Origin of the sequence: Janthinobacterium sp. GW458P, assembly GCF_002127585.1 — a bacterium.
In the GTDB taxonomy this organism is placed as follows: Bacteria; Pseudomonadota; Gammaproteobacteria; order Burkholderiales; family Burkholderiaceae_D; genus Janthinobacterium.
The window spans coordinates 35,262-55,857 of the sequence record NZ_NEGZ01000010.1; the positions used below are offsets into that span (position 1 = coordinate 35,262).

Here is a 20,596-nt window from a genome sequence, read left to right on the forward strand (position 1 = left end):
TATCGACAATATGAAAGCCTGCTCGCACTTGCCCCCCGATACCGTCCGTCGCGTCGAAACTGGACAGCGCGCACACGGCCGAGTTTCCCATTGCGCCCACGCGGAGTACACGGACGTGACAGTAAATGAAGCGCTACGGCATACTCTGATCTGCGAAGAATTGCTGGAGCGTGAACCGATCGAAACGGTATGGGCATACTGTATGGCTCAGCACATAGTGCCTCCATGTAGTGCGAAAGGAAACCTCACCAGGTCCAAGCAATACAGAGGGGAAATCGCCGAAAAACTGTGCGACTACGGTTGGTGGATAAAACGCCTGAAACTTCGCAACGCGAGGATGGCGCTACCGCGGCGCTAACTGCCTGCGCCACAGCGCGCGCGGCCCATCCGAGACGCATCACTGACCTTGAGCGCGCTTGGCGCGGCACTCCAATGGCCTACCCACGCACACAATTTGTGCACAACGACGGACGCGACTATTCTGCCAGAAAGCATTAAATATCTATATCGCATGACGAGGATCAATTGATGTCCTGACAACGCAACGCGAATCAAGTAACTTGATCCTAGCGTTAGAGTGCAATCTGCCCAGGAGCCGACCATGTACAAAACCATCCTCATGTATGCCGACCAGTTTTCCGGCTTTGGACGACGCCTGGAAGTTGCGGCCGCATTGGCGCAGAAGTACGGGGCCCACCTGATCGGTACGACAGCAAGCGGGGGCGAACAACTCGACTATATTGTCTTTGGCGTGGCGGCGCTCACTCCCCTGTTGCAATTCGACTATGAACCAATGCGTGAAGCGGCCCTGGAACAACTTCAACAATTCGATAGTCATTGCCGCCGCCTGGGTGTGGCCTCGTACGAAACGCGTTTTCAAGACAGCCACGCTGCCGATGCATTGATACTGCAGTCGCTCTACTGCGACCTGATCATCACCGGCCAAAGCGACCTGAGCGACCCTGGCCTCATCTGGTCCACACGATTGCCCGGGTATCTCGCAATGCACAGCCCCCGGCCCCTGCTGGTTATCCCGGATGGCGTCGGGCCGGTAGCAGTACCAGGGCGATCCATCGTTATTGGCTGGAACGCAAGTCCCGAAGCAAGCCGCGCTGTGGCTGGGGCCATGCCGCTGTTACTGCGCGCTCAACGGGTGCAGATTATGGTACTCAATCCACATGTGGGGAAGCAGCACGGCGACGAGCCTGGAGCGGACCTGGCGCGCTATCTGGTACGCCACGGGATCCCGGTTGAAGTGAACTGCCACGACAACGTCACTGAGTCTGCCACCACTCTGTGCAGTCGCGCGCAGAACAGTGGGGCCGACCTGATTGTCGCGGGTGCCTATGGCCGTAGCCGCTTCCATGAATGGATACTGGGTGGCACTACGCACAGCCTGCTAAGCCAGAGCAGAGTACCGCTGCTGTTGTCACACTAAGCACTTACTCGGGAACTGCGTGCATCCTTGCATTTTCTCACAGAGAGAGAGACAGGCGGCGACAGCGCCTGCGAAACCAGAGGATAGCCAACAGATTGCGCCAGCATCACATGCTGTCCCGCCGTCAATGCCATGGCCTCAGCAAGCTCCTCTTGATCAAACCATCCACGCGCAACGGCAGCCAATCGTTCTGCGGCGCAAAAACAGGTAAACATTCTGGCTGATTTGGCCGACATCAAGTGCGGCAACGCGCAACTGCTTGGCCTGCTCCTCGGTGGGCATGCGCGACAAATTGGCGACATAAAGCAGATTGAGCGGAGCCCTGGCCACGAAATCCTGCTTGCCGGTCAACGGCCGCATGTCGACGGAACTTTGCTGCATCAGTGCCGGCGCCTGCGCCTGCGCATCATAGCGGTATAGACCACTTGCCATCGCAATATAAATATCAATTTCCTGCGCATTTCAGACAGAAGGTGCAGTTCTATGGCCTGAAGTCTCACGATTGCGGCCATTTGCGGGCCACAGCAAACGCGAGAGCCTGTACCACGAGAGCTCACGTTCGCTAAATTCGCGCTGCGCACCGCGCAGCTTCAGTATTTCAATCAGCGCCATGCCCGATACATTGATGTCGGCATCGAGTTCAAACGAGGCCGGCCCCATCAATGGCAAAAGCTCACTCTCCTGCACAGTTCTACTCACCACGCCTCCATTTCACGCTACTCGGCCGTCCCGCCGATTGCCGCAGACGCCAGGGCAGCCAGGGCGCGATGGTGTGTCAAACATGGTGGTGATTATCCGCTCAACATACATGATTGGCCGCAATAATGACTTTCAATACCCGTGCGCTAATTGCATCAGCAAACAATGCATAGGCTTCGACGATGTCCTTCAGCATAAAGCGGTGTGTAATCAGACCAGATACATCGAGTCGTCCGGACTGCACCGCCTTCAGCAACTGTGGGATGGTGGTGGTGTCCACCAGACGAGTAGTGATCGTGATATTTTTCGACCAAAGCTGTTCCAGATGCAAATCTGCCGGACGATAATGCACCCCCACATTGGCGACCGTACCGCCAGGCGCAACGATATATGTACACAATTCGAACGTGGCGGGAGTCCCGACCGCCTCTATCGCCGTGTCAACGCCGCGTCCACCTGTCAGCCCCAATACTGCAATGGCGGCTGCGCGCTCAACTGCCCGCACCGTGTGACTTGCAGCAAACCGGCGACTCACTTCGAGACGATGTGGATCAACATCGACCATGATAATGCTGGATGGAGCGAAAAACTGGGCGGTCATCAATGCGGCCAGGCCGACAGGGCCGGCCCCCACGATCGCAACGCTGCTGCCAGGCTGGATTTTGCCATTGAGCACACCACATTCAAAACCTGTTGGCAAAATTTCGCTAAGCATGACCAACGAATCTTCATCGACATCGGGTGGAATCCTGTACAGACTCGTGTCCGCAAAAGGAATCCGCACATACTCGGCCTGAGTGCCATCAATTTTATGCCCCAGTATCCAGCCCCCATCGACACAGTGCGAACTCATGCCACGCTGACAGTACTCGCAACGGCCACAGGAACTGATACAGGAAATCAGCACGCCATCACCGGGGTGAAAACCCGTGACAGCACTGCCCACCGAATCAATCACGCCTATGCCCTCATGGCCCAAGGTTGTGCCCGGAAGGCAAGTGGGCACTTTCCCTTTCAGGATATCCAAATCAGTTCCGCAGATCGTGGTCTTGCTTATCCGGACGATAGCATCAGTCGGAAACAGTATCACTGGAACTGGCTTGTTCCACAGTACCGGATTGCCTGGAACTTCATACACCAGCGCGCGCATACCTTACTCCCCATTTTGCACTGCAGACAATAGTCCATCAAGGCTAGTGCACATGCATAACTGCGCGCATGACTGCTACATTTCTCATCAAGAAGCAATGATCAAGTTCTTCGCCGCACTACTTTTTCGTTTCGGCAGTGTCAACTCAAGCACACCGTCACGGTACTTGGCAACTGATTTGGCGTCATCGATATCCTGTCCCGGCGAAAAACTGCGCAAATATTGCCAGATGTAACGTTCACGACGGAGCATCGTCTCGCCCTTCGTCTCCGAGCGCTCCTACTTCGTCTCAACAGCGATCGAAACGCGATTTCCATCGATATCCACGGATATTTCTTCCAGCTTAAAACCTGGCAGTTCGGCCTTGACGCAATACGCTTGATCACTTTCAGTAACGTCGAGCCGAATCTGGGATGGCCGCACAAAATCCTTGAGAGCATGTTTGAAACCCATGTCCCGGAAGAAGTCATCTATGTTGCGCAGAGAATCGATGCTGGCCAGGTCGCAGAACGGATCGAAAAGGGTCAGATGGTTTGCCATGGTTCCTTCTTTTTAGTCAGGCCATTGACTGCCCATCAACGCGAACGCGACATTCTCGTCCTTCATGTTTCAATATAAATCGCCAGTTACTGTTTGTCTGTTTGATAAATGATCTTCGTCAAAAATGTCAGCAATCGATCGCAGAGAAACGATTTAGTCTTGCAACATGCACAGAATACCCATCCAAATTCCTTGGACAATCACGGGCATTGCTTTACCTAAGCAAGCATATTCCCCTGGTACCTTGATGTAAATCATGGCAAGCGACCTGTGCCCGGCTGTAGTGTGCAAGGAAGTTATCTACGCGTGCGCAGGAGAACGGCCATGATTAGCAACATTAAACCTGTCGGGATACTACTTTGCGGCGCCTTGCTCGCCAGTTCGCCAGTTCGCCGGCATCGTTCAATCCCAGCAGGTGGATACCGGTGTCCTGTTGCGCAAACGCGATAACGGAAAATGGAGCTCCCCCGCATTTTTTACTCTGGGAGAGCTCAGTGTCGGACTGCAAGTAGGTACAGTAGTGGGACCATTCGCTTTCGTCCTGCTCAATGACAAGGCCATTCAGCGGTTCACGCAGCGAATTAATTTCTCCGTGGGTGCCGATCCGGGACTAGCTGTCGCCAATTGGACAAGGGTTGCCCGCGGGTCAATTGGCAATGGAAACGTGATTGCCTGGTCAAGCGCAAGAGCGATCTTTACCGATGTGGCAGCCGTGAGCGTGGATGATATCCGCTACGATGAAAAAATGACTGATGCTGACTATCACAGGAAGTTGTCGGCCAACGACGTGCTCAGCGACCATGTGAGCGACAATCAGGTGCAAGGTCTGCAACAGGCGCTTGGCCCAGTCAGTGCGCCGAACAAGTAGGGCAACAATAGCCGCCTGCCCGCCGCCGCGGATGCACGAGCTGTTTCCGCCAAGCGCCACATTAACACGGGGTCAGTATAGTTGACTCGCCTGCCCAGGAGAATATGATGCACAACGACATAGCCCCCGCCGTCCATTCGGCTCGCGCCTTCGGCGTGCGCCAGTTTGACAGCGGGCGAATCGACGGTCGCTGCAGCCGGGTACGACGCAAGGCGTTCCTGTATCGCGCTGGCGATCCCGTTGCTGAATGCGTATTTGCCATACGCTACGGAAGTTTCAAGCACTACCGCGCTGATGGAACTGGCGCACAAAAAATCACCTGCTTTCCTGTATGCGGCGACTTCCTGGCACTCGATAGTATTGGGCAGACAAAACATCTTGGTACGGCCGTCGCGATGGAGGACAGTGAAGTGTGCGAGATTGGCTACGCCACCTTGCGCCAGCAGCCGCTCTTGTTCCATAGTCTCATCCGTCAAAATATTCTGGATATCCGCAATACCTCTCTACAACTATATCGCAGTCCTGCGGAACAGCGCCTCGCCACCTTCTTGCTCCGTCTTTCCCGGCAGTATGGTCAACAGGGCGACGCGCCGACACGCTATCGCTTGCCGATGTCACGCCCCGACATCGCCAACTATCTGCACCTTGCCCCGGAAAGTGTCAGCAGACTACTGCACCATTTCAAACTGGCCGGCCTCATTTTGCTTGAAAACCGAGACATCGTTATCACGGATCTGTCAGCACTTGAACAGATGGCGCTTGCGAATGGCAACCGCGCCACCTTCAGTACGGAGCTTAGCCACGCTATGGGGAGTTGACTCATGTCCACGGCAGCCAATCTCACTGATCACGGGACGAAGTCCTTCTCATGCCGCGATTGCCACGCCCGCGAACGATGTTTGCCTGCAGGCATGAACGATACGGACTGCGCCAAGGTCGAAGGATTCATACTGCGGCAGCATCACCTACGACGAGGGGCAACCCTGCAAAGCATACATGAACCGGCACTGGGGCGCCTGTATGCCATTCGCCATGGCCAGTTTAAATCCTATCAATTCGACCATCGAGGAGAGCAGTGCATTACCAGACTGTCAGGTAAGGGAGACTTGTTGGGACTCGACAGCATTAGCCTTACGCACTATACGGATACCACGACAGCTGTCTGCGACAGCATAGTATGCGAGTTTTCTTATGTACAGCTGGTAGAAACGGGCCAGCACTTTCCTGGACTCTTCTTGCGCCTGGAACAGATGCTGAGCAAGGAACTGGCTCGACTGTATGACCTTACTCTCCTGCTCAGATATCACCATGCAGAACAAAAGTTCGCTCAGTTCCTGTTGCAGCTGGTTTGGAAAGAGACACAACAAAATGGCAAGGGGCCATACCTGGACCTTGTGTTATCGCGTAAAGAAGTTGCAGACTATCTAAGTGTGACCCATGCAACCATCGCCAGACTGCTGAGCCGCCTGCAGCGGCTTGGCATCCTGTCAGTGAGACATCGTCATCTCCAGTTGCTCGACAGGCCAGCCTTGCAGCAGATCGCTACGGGGCAATATGCCCCATCTCCGGCGACGCATGAAAGCACACTGGAACATGCAACACTCTGAGTGCCAGAAAAATAACGATGGCACTATGGATGAGCGTTGACAGTGTGATGGAGAAATATTGCGGTTGTTAACGTACGTTGGATTGATCCAGATCATGGTTACTTCGGTGCCGGACCTGGTTTTCCGCGCTGCGTATTCAAACCAGGTCCGGGGCTACGGAGCGACGCTCCCATCAAGAGTGTCTTCCGCAGTGACTCACAGCCACGCCCAAGGAGACGTTACCTCTTCAGCTCGCCATGAGTGCTGGCGAGAAAGTAATACGCCACACGTCGGCTGGCGATCATTGAGCAGGCAATGAGCGCCGGCATTTCCATCGAAAAAATGGTAGCCTGATATCACGGCACTCCTTCGACACCATTCCCGCTTACAGCATGCCATGCTCCAGCGCATAGCGCGTCAATTCAGCGTTGCAAGACAACTCCATCTTGATCAGAATGCGCGCGCGGTAACTCGTCACAGTATTGGGGCTCAGCTGCAGCATTGCCCCGATGCGTATCAGCGATTCGCCTGCGGCAATCAGCAGGAAGACCTCCATTTCACGCTCCGATAACACCTCATGCGCCCCGCTCGCTCCCTTCTTGCTGATCAGCGTGGTCAACCGCTCCGTCAACGCTGCGCTGATATACCGGCCACCGGATGCCGCCTTGCGCACTGCCTCGATCAAGATGCTCGTTGACACATCCTTGGTCAGGTAACCTGCCGCTCCCAGGCGCAGTGCACGCAAGGCGTAGACCTCCTCTGAATATGTGCTCAGCATCAGTACGGCCATACCGGGCTTCATGACACGTAACGATTTCAAGAGCTCCAGACCGTTCTTGCCAGGCATGACGATATCCACCAGGGCAACGTCAAATTCCTCGCTGGCGACACGCTCGACCGCTTCCTGAAAATTCCTTGCCTCGCCGCCGATGCGGATGTCTGCTGCCATACTCAGCATTAAGCCGACGCCATTGCGCACTACGGCCTGATCGTCAACCAACAGCACACGAATGCCTTCCGCTTCCATAGCTCGCATCCATTCCCTGAAAAACAGCATTTTATTTTCCGCTGAACTGGCAACCACGTCAACGGATGCTTCCATGCCATCGGAAGGCCATGCATGCAAGGATAATCAAGTTAATCCAGCACAACATCGGAGCGATGAACAATCATGAAATCTGGTGCCCCCCTGTTTGCGGTCCGTAGGTGATCCCCCACATCAACGCACCAGATAAATCACTACGCAAAGCTAGGTCTTTATCTTATATCGGGCGAACCCATCCGCGCACATACTATGTCAAGAGGGAATCAGAAGAAAAATCAACTCCTTGACACCACTTACCAGGACTGGGGAAGTAAATGAACGCATGCCATACTTTGCTCTCGTTACGAGCAACCACCCATTCTCCAGCCAGTACGTGCGCTAAATGCAGCTCCCGGATTCGCTGTCTACCGTCCGGCTTGGATGAGCGCGCTATAACGCAACTCGACAAGATCATCGGCAAACGTCGCTGGATCGAACGGAACCATCTGCTCTTCCGTGTCGGCGAAACATTTCAAAACTTGTATATTATTCATTGTGGCCAGTTCAAGACATTTCAGGATAATATGCGTGGAAAACAGTATGTCACCGGCTTCCATATGGCTGGTGAGTTACTTGGGATGAGCGCGATCAGCAGCGGTTTCCAGGATAACAATGCCATGGCGCTTGAAGACAGCGAAGTATGTGAAGTTCCTTTCCTGCACCTGCAAGAACTATGTGCTGAGGTCCCGATATTGCAGCAGCACTTCCACAGGATGCTGAGCGACGAAATTAATCGCGAGCAACGCATTATGCGCTTCCTGGGTAGCAGGGCCGAACAGCGTTTCGCCATTTTCCTGCTTGACCTGTCAGCGCGCTATGCCGCGAGAGGATACTCAAGTAGCCACTTTCAAGTACTCATGTCACGCGAAGACATAGGCAACCATATGGGGCTGACCATGGAAAGCATCAGCCGCCTGATGTCGAAGTTCAGGAAAAATGGCTGGATTGACACAGATGGCAAGAATCTGCGTATATGCGATTACGGCGCCATCGAAACCATCGCCAACGACGACGACATCGAAGCGCAAGATATCGCCACAACATTGTCGCGCAAAGCCAAGGCAAGACAGCCCCTCAGCTCAAAAGCAACCGCCAATCATTGAACCCGCATACCGTCCTGCCTTCAAGCGCGGTGCGCCGATACGCATACCGCCAACAGCTTGCATTTCAAGTCACTGTATCGCCTTCGCGCTGGCCTAACATCTGAATCTGCCCCAGGATGAGCATGCAAATGACGCATTGCCAAGCGCTTCATACAGTTATGCTCAACCGTAGTCGCATTTGGGCGGCATGACAGATGGCGCCATTCCAGGTGAAGGATGGCATCCATTACCCATCTAGCTATCGCCGAGAATTGACGGGCCTATGCCATTTTCTATGGCAAAGCGGGTAAGTTGCACATTATTCTTGGCACCGGTTTTTTCCAGCAAGCGGGTTCGATAGGTAGCAATAGTATTGGGACTCAAATGCAACATCTGCGCGATGCTGCCGAGATCTTCACCTGCGGCCAGCAAACGCAATACCTCCAGCTCCCGGTCCGACAACTTCTCATAGCAGCTCAGCGCGCTGCCGCTAATTATATTTGCAATCTTCTCCGTCACAGCCGGGGTAATGTATTTCCCCCCGGCCGCGGCCTTGTATACTGCCCCGACCAGGACTGCGGCACTGCTGTTCTTGGTCAAGTAACCGGCTGCACCATACTGCAATGCCCGCACTGCATACACTGTCTCGGCATACATGGACAACATCAGCACAGCAAGACGTGGCCACTCGCGCCGCAGGCGTTTGAGCAACTGCAAACCATTTTGATCCGACAAGCCGATATCGATGATCGCGACGTCGAACGGTTGCGACTGCAGCAAATCGAGCGCAGCATGCGCAGTCTCGGCCTCCCCCGCGACATCTATACCGTCATCCATGCCAAGCATCAAACGAATGCCTTTACGAGCGACAATATGGTCATCCACAAGCAAGACGCGAATTTTCTGGGATGTCATATGCCCACCTGCAATGGCAAGCGCAACCTAACGAGTGTTCCATGTTCGAGAGGAATGAAACGGATATCGCCGCCAAAATAGCGTGCTCGTTCGGCCATGCCTGTTAGCCCCCATGAGCTGGATGTTGATAGGATATCCATGTCAATCCCCTTGCCATCATCCTCTACTTCCAGAGTGATCGATCCCTGTTCATGGTGGATACGAATATTGACCTGCGTCGCGTTTGCGTGACGTAAGACGTTGGTCAACGCCTCCTGCAAGATACGAAACAATGCCGTGCTGCGCTCAGGATCGATGTCCTCCAACAAAGCCGTTTCCGCATCAATACAAACCTGGCATACCAGCCCTGCTCTCGAGGCTACCTCTGCCGCATGCCACTCGAGTGCTGCCCATATACCGAGTTGATCAAGAACACTGGGCCGTAATTCGGTGATCACCTTGCGCACGGTGTCGGCTGCGGTATCGAGCAAGGTACAGGCATCCGTCAGCCTGGACTGCAGTGCCGCCCCATTCTGTTGATCCTGAAAAAGGGCAACCGATATCTGCGCCTTGACACCGCTCAAGACACTGCCTAATTCATCATGCATTTCCCGCGCGATTCGAATCCGCTCTTGCTCCTTGGTATGTTCTTGATGCGCAACGAGCTTGCGCAGTTTCTCATGCGATAGTTCCAGCGCACGCAATGCCAGCTTGCGGCTGCTGATATCCTCCACCATACCGACATACTGCTGGGCACGTCCAGATGCGTCACGCAGCAGAGTAGCGCTCAGTACAGTCCACACTGCATGGCCATCCCTGTGCAAGTAACGTTTCTCGATACGATAATGAGACAACTCACCGCGGTACAGGCTTTGCGCATGCTCTATGCTGGCAGTCAGATCGTCAGGATGCGTCAGACCAACGTATCCCATTGTTAAAAGCTGCGGCTCGGTGTAGCCCAGCATCTCGCACAGCGCCTGGTTAACCTTGATCCAGGTGCCATGCATATCTGCCATAATCATGCCGACAGAAGAGTTTTCAAACGCCCCGCGAAAACGTTCCTCGCTGGTGCGCAACTTCGTGGCAGCCACGGTACGTTCATTGATATCGTTCAAAACCAACAAGACGACGCCGGGCGCAAAGTGCTTTTGCGTAACCTTGGCCTCCAGCATTGCCCAGAACGGGTCCGCGCCTTCCCTTCTCATTCGTAGCACAGAGGAAAAGGACGTATCACCGTCGAACAGGCGCCGCCGCAAGAAATAAAAGATATCCTGGTCATCCTCGAGGATGAACCGCGTGAACGGCTGCCCCAGCAGTGTCTGCGGAGAGACCGCTAACAAACTTGAGGCTGTCAGGTTCGAATGGATGATCACACCAGTGGCATCCATACTGATGTAACCAACCGGAGCCTGCTCATACAAATGGCAATACAGCTCGCTGGTACTCCTCAGCTTTTCCTGGGTGCGGCATAGATCTTCGTTCTGCATTTCCAGTTCGATCTTTTGCACGCTCAACTCATGATGCACTTTTTGCAACTTCGTGGATAGCAACGCCTGATCCGCCGAACCAAGTGCTCCCTGCCTCTGTTTAAGTTGCCGCTCAGCCTGTTGACGTAGTATTTTCCAATACTGGTCTATCTGAAAGGGTGTCGCCAAGTATCTATTTCGCCATTTATTCATATATTTGACAAGTCTCCCCTATGATGTTTCGCTACATGCCGGTGCCATCTTGGATGACCGGCAATCAGGACGCGAAGTTGAGGATTATCAAATTTTAATTAACCAAACAATAACATGAAGATAGATCAGGTGATATATTTTAGACTGAAAAAAAATACAACAGTTAAGCGATCATATTCCCATCTGCCTTAAATTTTTCCCTTGGCTAACAAATATTTACCCCCTTCAATACTTTCCAAATTCCCACATAAAAGTGACGACACACAATAATTGATGCTTTAATCAGATTAACCTATACTTAAAATATCACAATAAATTTCCATCGGGAACAAAATTATTTAACAATTGATAAAATTAACATAAAAATAATTTCCAAGAGAATGAAATCTATTTCAAAATATTTCACAATTACTTTTACAGATCAGATTGAAGTTCTGCGATAGCGCTGATATCCATATGTCAAATGCAGCATATCTGTCTTGATATGGATCAAGTCAACCTCATTAGATACTTGCAAAAAAATACATGTATTGATCTATCGCAAATCGTCTTGTAATTTTCACTGAAAATATTTTTTAAAATAATTTCCACAACAACAAAATTACCAAAAAGACACCAAGTCACTAACCGGACATTGCATGCATAAATGCATCAACAACGTCCTTCCGTGCTGGTAGATTGCCTCGCCTGAGACTGAACTGTATCTGAATCGCAAACGCATCAGATCCCGGTATACGGACTGTCGCCGTGCCGTTCTACGCACGAGTTTTGGGTGATGGACCAGCGCACGTAGACATCAGAGCAGCCGAGGCAGCACCTCTCAGCGCTGACAAGCTGTCTCTTCTGTAGGGGCGGCCAGGTACCAGATACAACAAAAGGCCGCTACAGGGGAGCCACTGACTGAGGCGTGCTTCCTATCAAAAGGAACGTAAAACGATAGCAACACCGAGTACCCGATGCTCAAGTGACATCGATAGGCAAAAACAAGTCAGACCTGCCCGTGGATGCGCCGGTCTCGTTCAAGTCACTCATCCACGGCTGCAGGCGGAGAAACTATCTTTCGTTTGCTGCATCTTAATAGCACAGTCATGCGCGGGATCTATCTGCAGCCATGAGTATCGGCCAATGTGACACTGAGCGGTAGCAATCCATGGCAGGAATCGACCTGGAAGCACCCCGGTCCGCGTGTGATTTTGACGAGTCCCTCATGCTTGACCTCGACATAGGCGGCGCCCTCCCCCACCAAGGTGGTAGCCAATCGCAAATGGCCGTGCAACAAAAGATAATCACTGCCGTTCCGAACTACCCAGATATCCGTAAGCATGGAGAACATTCCTTTCATGACATAGCGTTATCACCAGCGCGATGCAATACATTGGATCAGCGCATGCCGTCCGTATTGCAGGTGAATGAATACTGTATCGCTGGGTGTACGCAACGTCACTGCAAACGTATGATCTACATCAATGATTCATGCAGGAAAGCCATTTTTGCAACAACCATGCAATTTCCGTATAACCAGTGCAATGAGAAAAATAACTTTTCTCCCGCCACACCATTTCCATACTAGCCAAATATTTCCTATTGAAAATCGTCCTGATGACAGATACTTGGTGGGGATATGGAAATTTCGAATTAAAAGAAATCAGAAAGTGGTGTTTCCGACTCGGTCGAAACCGCCTTGAAACGGTTCCGGCACGCAATCATGTCCCTTCATTACCTCTTGACCGGCATGAGGAATAGCAAGCGATCAGTAAACAACTCAACTTCCTCGATGGCTAACTTCAGGCCGTAAAGACAGTGGCCCTGATTCTTGGGGAAGAAGGTATTCCAGGGCCAGCGAATGCCTCCAAATGACGCAGAGTAGCGAAGCGGGTACGCGAACCCAGCAAGCACTACTGTGGTTTGGCGTACTTTGCGACGCCTGTTACATCAAACAATACGCAACGCTGACTGCCAACTACCCAGGCATCGTGCCCTGGTGGCATATAAAAAACATCACCAGGCCCATACTCCATTTCAGACCCATCGTTCATTTTAACGATCATTCGTCCTTCGAGTACCATGCCGGTATGAGTTGCTTGGCAGGAATCAGTACCTGCTATCGGTTTTACGTGCAGACTCCAGCGCCAGCCGGGTTCAAATTCGCCGCGCCCCATTGTCTGGTTGCCAAGCGTGAAGACAGCCATCTGACCTGCTCCATCTTTGAATGGGCGGACTTCGTCCGGTTTGTCCCAAGATTTCTTTTCCAACATTGCACTCATAGCTTGACCCTCCTTTTAATTACTGGGAAGAATGACATTGCCAAATAAAAATGATTCGCCGAGAAACAGTACTCCCTGCAGCCGAACACATCACGATCAACTTCCACACCAAAATGTCATGTTGGCAGTTTCAATATAACTCAACAATAAAAATTTGCAACTATGCTATTTCTTTGCATTTACTTAAAACAACCAAAAATATCGACATCAATTCATCAATACATCAATACATCAACACATCAACACATCAACACATCAATATTAATCCAATAAATATCTTCTTCAAATTCATATACCCCATCTACTTCGTGGAATCAAGAAATTAAATACAATTATTGAAAGTGGCAAGCCATAAAATATCGCCCTTCCCCACCCGGCTCAAGAAATATTCAATTCACCAAAATAAACACCGTCTCCGACTGCTCAAGATGGCATACTTTATTACGCCCCGACTCCTTGGCCTTGTACAGTGCCTTATCGGCGGACTCGACCAACTCAACTGCCTCATTCTGCAGGTGAATTGGTGAAAATGCTTCCACACCGATACTTACTGTTACAACATCAAGTGGGTTACCGCTATGCGGGATGCCTAAAGCTTCGACAGCAAGCCGAATACTTTCAGCAACAGCGATTACGCCAGCAAGATCCGTTCCTGGTAGTAAGACCACAAATTCTTCGCCGCCATAACGTGCAGCAACATCGCCTGCTCGGCGCATGGCCATGGTAAGCGTATGGGCAATTTTCTTCAGGCACTCGTCGCCAGCGACATGACCGTAGATATCATTGTATTGTTTAAAAAAATCAACATCGATCATCAGCAATCCAAGAGTACTTTCCCCGCGCTGTGCACGATTAAATTCCTCTATCAATGCTTCGTCAAAATACCGTCGATTCGCCAATCCCGTCAGTCCATCTTGCATGACAAGATGTGCCAGAATATCATGTGATATTTCCAGCTCGTTGCTTTTCTCCTCGAGTTTTCCCGCAATTTTTGATCGCAAGTCAATTTGCATGACCATCCGATACCCAAGAAATCCGATGAGCAAGACCAATACACCTCCTGCAGAAACTTGAATGCATGCATCGGTGAACCAATTTTCCAGTATCTCATCCTGCGACAGGGCGGCAGAGACAACTAATGGGTACTCCTCTATTCTTCGATAGCTATTTATCCGAACAACGCCATCTTGCCCGGATTTTATAACTGCTGTTCCGCTGTCTGATTTCGGCAAATAGTCATGGAATAATGGCAACTTTGAGATATCTCGCCCCAACTTACTGGCATCGAAAGGCCTTCTTAATAGCAATATTCCTCTTTCATTGGCGATAAAAATTGCACCTCTATCGCCTATAGAAAATAGATCATAAAATGACCTGAAGTATCTCATATTAATGGTGGCAAGTGCCACGCCACCAAAATTTCCATCTGGAAGGTTAATTCTGCGAGATACCGTGATAATCCACTCACCCGTCGATTTGCTGCGCACAGGAGGACCAATATATGGACCGCGATCACTGTGCGTTCGATGATGCTCAAAATATTCACGATCAGAATTATTTAAATTTTTAAGCAACACTTTCTGGGAGTTCACCAACCAATTGCCATTCTTATCATAAACAAATATTCCATGCAGTTGGGGTAACTCAGTTACTCGCGTGACCAGAAGAGTGTGAATGCGATTCAACTCGATCTCAGATACGCCATCTATTTCAATTCGCTCCACCAAGCCAACCAATAGTGTATCGGCTTCTTTGATCGTGTCATATGCATGCTGTGCAACTGCATGTGCCAGGTTTGAGCTGGCTTGACCTGCCTGGTCCAGTTCGACGTTCCTTGCCCGCCAAATCATTCCTAGCTGAACCACAAGAATGGAAAGGCAAACCAAAACAACGAATACAATCGCCATGGGCACTAGTGAAAATCTCCGCAGGCTAAAACTACTTGAATCTTGTGCCAAACCATCGATAGCAGACATAGCCCCCTCCATTTTTTTGCCGATGTTTTCAGTGTTAAATACCGTACTCCTTATTGTGAATAATCACGAAAAGTAACCACTAAAAATGAAAACATAGTGTGCATCGACTCTGCTTTCTACCTGAGTTTGAGTTGTCATTCCTCTGGTGCGCCATGTTAAATATCAAAGACAGCGCAGATTTATTTTTTTTGTTGCGCATTTGTTGAAAGTGATTATGTGAGACTTTCCGCCCCTCTCCAACCAATATGATCGACTTGTACCTGCTGATAAATCCGCATCAATCAGGGGAAGGAATCAAGGAATTTAGGAGAAATTATGTCATCTAGACATCTCAAAATAACAACTTGCCTTGGCCTCGGTTTCGGTTTGATAGCCTTATTGCCCATCCTGGTGATTGCACTCCGGCTGAACGGTATGCAACAGATACAGAACCGGATGTGGCGTGATGCCCTGCCGCTCCAACTGAAGCTGCTGCACCCAGCGGCGCAGCACTGATTCGCCGATGCCCACCGGACGGCTTGCCTCCGTATGGCTGTATCCTTGATCCAGTACCAGGCATGCCGCCCGCTGTTTGAACTCAGGGGAAAACGTACGTCTTTGCTTGCTCATCAAACACCTCTCCATGGCGAGCATTCTCGCCTAAATCAGTGTCCGGGTACATTAAACCACTGCATGCGGCGAAAAGTCGGCCAGCTGCTTCCCGCAGTCTCGCGCCATGGCGCATACAGACACCAGAATACGATTGAGCGAAGCGCCATTCATCGGCACATCAGGGTCATATCGCGATGGCAAAATATAAGGCGACGTACCAGCACAGGTGCGTAGCGCGACAAACATATCGAGCGCCTGGCGTGACAAATAAACGTTGTGGGGGTTGCGGCGCTTCATCCGCCTGGCCGGAATGGTCCATAGAGCATCGGTAAAATTGACCTCGGTCCATGTTGCATCCGTCAGTTCGGACTTACGCACCATGGTGAGTAATAGTAATTTGCAAGCCAGGCGCAAGGTCGGCGCGCACTGCACGTATTCGATATGTTCGTAGAACAGCGCGATCTCTTCGGCACCCAACGCGCGGTCGCGCGGCTCAAATACGGCAATGGATGAAGGAGCGACCAGATCCGCAGGGTTTTCAACCTTCTGTCCTCTTTGTTCTGCGTACTTAAAGACCGGTTTCACGATATCGCGCGCATGCACGGCCGTCGCAGGAGCGCCACGTGCGAGGATGGCGTCGCATACGGAACGCAACTCGTTGTGCGTAATCTCATGCAGCAGGAGACTGCCAAATGGGCGTTTCAGATCGCGTTCATACACCGCGCGCCGCATATCCCGCGTCGACTCCGCCATTTTGTACTTTAATAGCCAACGGTTCGGCCCAAACACTGAATGGTTCTCCCGCTGCCAGTTGGGTACGCGATTTGGCTTTGAGGCGCGACGGGGACTTGCCTTCCGATTGCGCTTTCTTGGCTTGCTCCAGGCGCGCCCTTGCCTCCTGCAAGCTCAAGCCACCAGCACCGTACCGTCCGAGCACCAAGGTTTCACTGCGGCCATTGACGCGGTAGTTATAGCGAAACGAGATGGTGCCAGTGGGCAGGACCGTCGCATACAGACCGTCACGATCCGGCACCTTATAGGCTTTCGTAGCAGGTTTCAGGTTTTTCAGTTTCGCATCGGTCAACATGGTCACCTCCCACTCCTACACAAGTCTGTACTGGCGGCCGATTCATTTCAAACAATCAGTCACTTAGTGCGAAAAAAGTGAAATCGTTATCCCCTCTCGGGCTGCTGACACCTTCACGATGAAGAGCGTAAAAAAATACGCTAAAACTCCTTTAAAATCAAACACTTAAAACGAAAAATACCCGCAAAAATACCCACAAAAAAACGTGCTTGGCTCTGTCGACGGTTGCTTGCGTTTGCCAGACAAAATAAAAAAAGCCCCTGAAAAATCAGGGGCTTAACTGTTGCATTGACCCGGCATTACCTTACGGTGCCGGACGGGAGATTATTCCCACTCGATGGTCGCCGGCGGCTTGCCCGAGATATCGTATACGACGCGGTTGATGCCGCGCACTTCATTGATGATGCGGTTAGAAACCTTGCCCAGCAAGCTGTGCGGCAGGTGCGCCCAGTGGGCCGTCATGAAGTCTTGTGTCTGCACGGCGCGCAGGGCCACCACGTATTCATAGGTGCGGCCGTCGCCCATCACGCCTACCGATTTAACCGGCAGGAACACGGCGAATGCCTGGCTCGTCGCCTCGTACCAGTTTGCCGGCAACGCATCCGGATCGACGGCCTGGCCGGCGACGAATTCGTAGGGCGTATTGCGCAGCTCTTCGATGAAGATGGCGTCGGCGCGACGCAGCAGGTCGGCGAACTCTTTCTTGACTTCACCGAGGATGCGCACGCCCAGGCCCGGACCCGGGAATGGGTGGCGGTAGACCATGTCATGCGGCAAGCCCAGGGCCACGCCGAGTTTGCGCACTTCGTCCTTGAACAATTCGCGCAGCGGCTCCAGCAGTTTGAGCTTCATGGTGTCGGGCAAGCCGCCCACGTTGTGATGGCTCTTGATGGTCTGGCCTTTCTTGCCTTTGCCCGCCGATTCGATGACATCGGGGTAAATCGTACCCTGCGCCAGCCATTTGGCGTTCACCAGCTTGCCAGATTCCACCTGGAAGACTTCGACGAATTCGCGGCCGATGATCTTGCGCTTTTGTTCCGGATCAGCAACGCCGGCCAGGTGGCCCATGAACTGGTCTTCCGCGTCGATGCGGATAACCTTGACACCCAGGTTCTTGGCGAACATGTCCATGACCATCTTGCCCTCGTCCAGGCGCAGCAGGCCGTGGTCGACGAAGACGCAGGTCAGTTGGTCGCCGATGGCGCGATGGATCAGCGCTGCCGCGACGGACGAATCGACGCCGCCGGACAAGCCCAGAATGACTTCATCCGTACCCACTTGCGCGCGGATCTTTTCCACCGCTTCGCTGATGTAGTCAGGCATGTTCCAGTCCGACTTGCAACCGCAGATTTCATGCACGAAACGGCCGATGATGGCCTTGCCCTGCACCGTGTGTGTCACTTCCGGGTGGAATTGCACGCCATAGAACTGGCGCTCTTCGTCCGCCATGGCGGCGATCGGGCAGCTGGGCGTGTTGCCCATCAACTTGAAGCCCGGAGGCATGTCCAGTACCTTGTCGCCGTGGCTCATCCACACTTTCAACATGCCGTGGCCTTCATCCGTGACGAAGTCGGCAATACCGTTGAGCAACTTGGTGTGGCTACGGGCGCGCACTTCGGCGTAGCCGAATTCGCGTACCAGGCCGTTTTCCACCTTGCCGCCCAGCTGGGCAGCCATGGTTTGCATGCCATAGCAGATGCCCAGCACGGGTACGCCCAACTCGAACACGGCTTGCGGCGCGCGCGGCGAATCGCCTTCCAGCGTTGAGTTGTGGCTGCCCGACAGGATCACGCCGGCAGCGCCATAGTTGCGCACGAATTCGTCGCTGACGTCATACGGGAAGACTTCGGAAAACACGCCGGAATCGCGCACGCGGCGCGCGATCAGCTGGGTGACTTGGGAGCCGAAATCGAGAATGAGGATTTTAGAATGCATGATGGAGACTTTATCTGAGGTCATTACAAAACCGGCGCACTGGGCGCCGGTCTGGTCTGTCGCTATAGCGCAGCGGAAAAATTGTTCAGGGCAAGGCGCAGTGCCGAAGACAGTACAAATAGTACGGCGAGGCACTGTAACGCAGCCATGGGCAATTTTTCCTGTTGCGCTTACTCGGAGCGGTAGTTTGGCGCTTCTTTCGTGATCTGCACATCATGGACATGCGACTCGCGCATGCCGGCCGAGGTGATTTCAACGAATTCCGCCTTTTCGCGCAGTTCGTCGATGGTGGCGCAACCGCAGTAACCCATCGATTGACGCACGCCGCCCACCAGTTGGAAGATGATCGCCAGCACGCTGCCCTTGTAGGCCACGCGGCCTTCGATACCTTCAGGCACAAACTTGTCGGCCTTCATGGTGGCGTCCTGGAAGTAACGGTCAGCCGAGCCGTCGGACATCGCGCCCAGCGAGCCCATGCCGCGGTACGACTTGTAGCTGCGGCCCTGGTACAGGATCACTTCGCCTGGCGCTTCTTCCGTACCGGCAAACATGGAACCCATCATGACGGTCGAGGCACCAGCGGCCAGCGCTTTCGAGATATCGCCCGAGAAGCGGATACCGCCGTCGGCGATACATGGCACGCCCGTGCCTTCCAGTGCTTCGGCAACATTCGAGATGGCCGTGATTTGCGGCACGCCCACACCGGCGACGATACGCGTGGTGCAGATCGAGCCAGGACCGATGCCGACCTTGACCGCATCGGCGCCGTATTCGACCAGCGCCTTGGCGGCGGCGGCGGTAGCGATGTTGCCGCCAATCACTTCCACCTGCGGATACTTGGTCTTGATCCACTTCACGCGGTCCAGGATGCCTTGCGAGTGGCCATGGGCCGTGTCGACCACCAGCACATCAACACCGGCGGCGACCAGCAGGTCGATACGCTCTTCATCCTTGGCACCGACGCCGACGGCAGCGCCGACCAGCAATTTGCCCTGGCTGTCCTTCGACGCGAACGGATGGGAAGTCGACTTCTGGATATCCTTGACGGTGATCAAGCCGCGCAATTCGAAAGCGTCATTGACGACCAGCACGCGCTCGAGGCGGTGCTTGTTCATCAGGCGCTTGGCTTCGACTGTGTCGGCGCCTTCCTTGACGTACACGAGCTTGTCGCGCGGCGTCATCTTGGCGGAGGCTTCCGCGTCGAGCTCCTGTTCAAAACGCAAGTCGCGGTTGGTGATGATGCCGACCACTTCCTTACCCTTGACGACAGGGAAACCGCTGATGCCGTATTGTTCCGTCAGGGCAATCACGTCGCGGATCTTCATGTCCGGCGGAATCGTGATCGGATCGCGCAGCACGCCAGCTTCGAAACGCTTCACGCGGGCCACTTCACGCGCCTGGTCCTTCGGATTCAAATTCTTGTGGATGATGCCGATGCCTCCTTCCTGGGCCATCGCGATCGCCAGGCGGGCTTCCGTCACCGTATCCATGGCTGCGGACAGCAAGGGAATATTCAGGGTGATATTGCGGGTCAGGCGAGTTTTGAGGGACGTATCGGCGGGCAGAACGTTGGAGTAGGCTGGGACGAGCAGCACGTCATCGAATGTGAGTGCTTTTTGAAGTAGACGCATAGCATTTCCTATTGGCGCAAAAGCAGATTATACAGAAAAAAGCGCCCTCCGTCCTTGCAGCATAGAAAAGATATTTGAAAATAACAAAAAAA

Annotated in this window: 16 protein-coding genes and 3 pseudogenes; 6 read left to right on the forward strand and 13 right to left on the reverse strand. The window is 52.8% G+C overall.

Annotation, left to right across the window (positions count from 1 at the left end; translation table 11 throughout):
* Nucleotides 1-601: 601 nt before the first annotated feature.
* Nucleotides 602-1,438, forward strand: coding sequence for a universal stress protein (locus tag CBW50_RS08910; RefSeq protein WP_086145207.1), 837 nt, complete (start codon nucleotides 602-604; stop codon nucleotides 1,436-1,438).
* A gap of 156 nt (nucleotides 1,439-1,594) precedes the next feature.
* On the opposite strand, the gene CBW50_RS29705 is transcribed toward CBW50_RS08910, so the two are convergent.
* The 4 genes and pseudogenes from CBW50_RS29705 to CBW50_RS29880 form a co-directional block, all read right to left on the reverse strand.
* On the reverse strand, nucleotides 1,595-1,819 hold the full coding sequence (locus CBW50_RS29705) for a nitroreductase family protein (protein ID WP_216356327.1): 225 nt from the start codon (nucleotides 1,817-1,819) through the stop codon (nucleotides 1,595-1,597).
* A gap of 81 nt (nucleotides 1,820-1,900) precedes the next feature.
* Nucleotides 1,901-2,137, reverse strand: coding sequence for a hypothetical protein (locus CBW50_RS29710; RefSeq protein ID WP_216356328.1), 237 nt, complete (start codon nucleotides 2,135-2,137; stop codon nucleotides 1,901-1,903).
* A 100-nt stretch (nucleotides 2,138-2,237) separates the two neighbouring features.
* Nucleotides 2,238-3,287 carry a zinc-dependent alcohol dehydrogenase family protein gene (locus CBW50_RS08920; RefSeq protein ID WP_086145208.1) on the reverse strand — a complete coding sequence of 350 codons (1,050 nt, stop codon included), beginning with the start codon at nucleotides 3,285-3,287 and terminating at the stop codon, nucleotides 2,238-2,240.
* A gap of 87 nt (nucleotides 3,288-3,374) precedes the next feature.
* Nucleotides 3,375-3,827: pseudogene (locus CBW50_RS29880) on the reverse strand (Hsp20/alpha crystallin family protein).
* Nucleotides 3,828-4,260: 433 nt separating this feature from the next.
* Between CBW50_RS29880 and CBW50_RS08930 the strand changes: the two are divergent.
* The 3 genes from CBW50_RS08930 to CBW50_RS08940 all read left to right on the forward strand — a co-directional run bounded on the left by CBW50_RS08930 (nucleotide 4,261) and on the right by CBW50_RS08940 (nucleotide 6,302).
* A complete protein-coding gene (locus tag CBW50_RS08930; protein ID WP_157792405.1) occupies nucleotides 4,261-4,695 on the forward strand; it encodes a lipid-binding SYLF domain-containing protein in 435 nt (144 codons plus the stop codon).
* Between the two features lie 104 nt (nucleotides 4,696-4,799).
* Nucleotides 4,800-5,513 carry a helix-turn-helix domain-containing protein gene (locus tag CBW50_RS08935; protein ID WP_086145210.1) on the forward strand — a complete coding sequence of 238 codons (714 nt, stop codon included), beginning with the start codon at nucleotides 4,800-4,802 and terminating at the stop codon, nucleotides 5,511-5,513.
* Between the two features lie 3 nt (nucleotides 5,514-5,516).
* Nucleotides 5,517-6,302: a Crp/Fnr family transcriptional regulator gene (locus tag CBW50_RS08940; protein ID WP_086145211.1), complete on the forward strand. Its 786-nt coding sequence runs from the start codon at nucleotides 5,517-5,519 to the stop codon at nucleotides 6,300-6,302.
* Nucleotides 6,303-6,666: 364 nt separating this feature from the next.
* Here the strand turns inward: CBW50_RS08940 and CBW50_RS08945 are convergent, their stop codons facing one another.
* Nucleotides 6,667-7,383, reverse strand: coding sequence for a response regulator transcription factor (locus CBW50_RS08945; protein WP_226935587.1), 717 nt, complete (start codon nucleotides 7,381-7,383; stop codon nucleotides 6,667-6,669).
* Between the two features lie 359 nt (nucleotides 7,384-7,742).
* On the opposite strand from CBW50_RS08945, the gene CBW50_RS08950 reads away from it, so the two are divergent.
* Entirely contained in the window at nucleotides 7,743-8,468 is a 726-nt protein-coding gene (locus tag CBW50_RS08950; protein WP_226935584.1) for a helix-turn-helix domain-containing protein, read from the forward strand.
* A 234-nt stretch (nucleotides 8,469-8,702) separates the two neighbouring features.
* Here CBW50_RS08950 and CBW50_RS08955 read toward each other — a convergent pair whose 3' ends face one another.
* Complete coding sequence (locus CBW50_RS08955) at nucleotides 8,703-9,362, reverse strand: response regulator transcription factor (RefSeq protein ID WP_086145213.1); 660 nt, start codon at nucleotides 9,360-9,362, stop codon at nucleotides 8,703-8,705.
* The gene (locus CBW50_RS08960; protein WP_172404717.1) at nucleotides 9,359-10,849 is read right to left on the reverse strand and encodes a PAS domain S-box protein; all 1,491 of its coding nucleotides are present in this window, start codon (nucleotides 10,847-10,849) and stop codon (nucleotides 9,359-9,361) included. Before CBW50_RS08960 ends, CBW50_RS08955 begins: the two co-directional genes overlap by 4 nt.
* A gap of 1,378 nt (nucleotides 10,850-12,227) precedes the next feature.
* Here CBW50_RS08960 and CBW50_RS28745 point away from each other — a divergent pair.
* Entirely contained in the window at nucleotides 12,228-12,590 is a 363-nt protein-coding gene (locus CBW50_RS28745) for a hypothetical protein (RefSeq protein ID WP_139842451.1), read from the forward strand.
* Nucleotides 12,591-12,915: 325 nt separating this feature from the next.
* On the opposite strand, the gene CBW50_RS08975 is transcribed toward CBW50_RS28745, so the two are convergent.
* The 6 genes and pseudogenes from CBW50_RS08975 to guaB all read right to left on the reverse strand — a co-directional run bounded on the left by CBW50_RS08975 (nucleotide 12,916) and on the right by guaB (nucleotide 20,504).
* Nucleotides 12,916-13,284 (reverse strand): cupin domain-containing protein, encoded by a 369-nt coding sequence (locus tag CBW50_RS08975; RefSeq protein WP_086145217.1) that lies wholly within the window; start codon nucleotides 13,282-13,284, stop codon nucleotides 12,916-12,918.
* Between the two features lie 389 nt (nucleotides 13,285-13,673).
* The gene (locus CBW50_RS08980; protein ID WP_172404718.1) at nucleotides 13,674-15,260 is read right to left on the reverse strand and encodes a sensor domain-containing diguanylate cyclase; all 1,587 of its coding nucleotides are present in this window, start codon (nucleotides 15,258-15,260) and stop codon (nucleotides 13,674-13,676) included.
* A 438-nt stretch (nucleotides 15,261-15,698) separates the two neighbouring features.
* A pseudogene (locus CBW50_RS08985) lies at nucleotides 15,699-15,869 on the reverse strand (transposase); the annotation flags it as partial.
* Between the two features lie 63 nt (nucleotides 15,870-15,932).
* Nucleotides 15,933-16,938 (reverse strand): annotated as a pseudogene (locus CBW50_RS30165) (tyrosine-type recombinase/integrase); the annotation flags it as partial.
* Between the two features lie 324 nt (nucleotides 16,939-17,262).
* Nucleotides 17,263-18,873, reverse strand: a complete 1,611-nt coding sequence (guaA, locus tag CBW50_RS08995) for a glutamine-hydrolyzing GMP synthase (protein ID WP_071324006.1) — start codon at nucleotides 18,871-18,873, stop codon at nucleotides 17,263-17,265.
* Nucleotides 18,874-19,043: 170 nt separating this feature from the next.
* Nucleotides 19,044-20,504 carry an IMP dehydrogenase gene (gene guaB, locus CBW50_RS09000; RefSeq protein WP_076573220.1) on the reverse strand — a complete coding sequence of 487 codons (1,461 nt, stop codon included), beginning with the start codon at nucleotides 20,502-20,504 and terminating at the stop codon, nucleotides 19,044-19,046.
* Nucleotides 20,505-20,596: the final 92 nt, after the last annotated feature.

Coding starts and splice junctions, on each gene's coding strand:
- CBW50_RS08910 (WP_086145207.1), top strand. CDS start 602: ATGTACAAAACCATCCTCATGTATGCCGACCAGTTTTCCGGCTTTGGA.
- CBW50_RS29705 (WP_216356327.1), bottom strand. CDS start 1,819: ATGCAGCAAAGTTCCGTCGACATGCGGCCGTTGACCGGCAAGCAGGAT.
- CBW50_RS08920 (WP_086145208.1), bottom strand. CDS start 3,287: ATGCGCGCGCTGGTGTATGAAGTTCCAGGCAATCCGGTACTGTGGAAC.
- CBW50_RS08935 (WP_086145210.1), top strand. CDS start 4,800: ATGATGCACAACGACATAGCCCCCGCCGTCCATTCGGCTCGCGCCTTC.
- CBW50_RS08940 (WP_086145211.1), top strand. CDS start 5,517: ATGTCCACGGCAGCCAATCTCACTGATCACGGGACGAAGTCCTTCTCA.
- CBW50_RS08945 (WP_226935587.1), bottom strand. CDS start 7,383: ATGGAAGCATCCGTTGACGTGGTTGCCAGTTCAGCGGAAAATAAAATG.
- CBW50_RS08955 (WP_086145213.1), bottom strand. CDS start 9,362: ATGACATCCCAGAAAATTCGCGTCTTGCTTGTGGATGACCATATTGTC.
- CBW50_RS28745 (WP_139842451.1), top strand. CDS start 12,228: ATGCTTGACCTCGACATAGGCGGCGCCCTCCCCCACCAAGGTGGTAGC.
- CBW50_RS08975 (WP_086145217.1), bottom strand. CDS start 13,284: ATGAGTGCAATGTTGGAAAAGAAATCTTGGGACAAACCGGACGAAGTC.
- CBW50_RS08980 (WP_172404718.1), bottom strand. CDS start 15,260: ATGTCTGCTATCGATGGTTTGGCACAAGATTCAAGTAGTTTTAGCCTG.
- guaA (WP_071324006.1), bottom strand. CDS start 18,873: ATGCATTCTAAAATCCTCATTCTCGATTTCGGCTCCCAAGTCACCCAG.
- guaB (WP_076573220.1), bottom strand. CDS start 20,504: ATGCGTCTACTTCAAAAAGCACTCACATTCGATGACGTGCTGCTCGTC.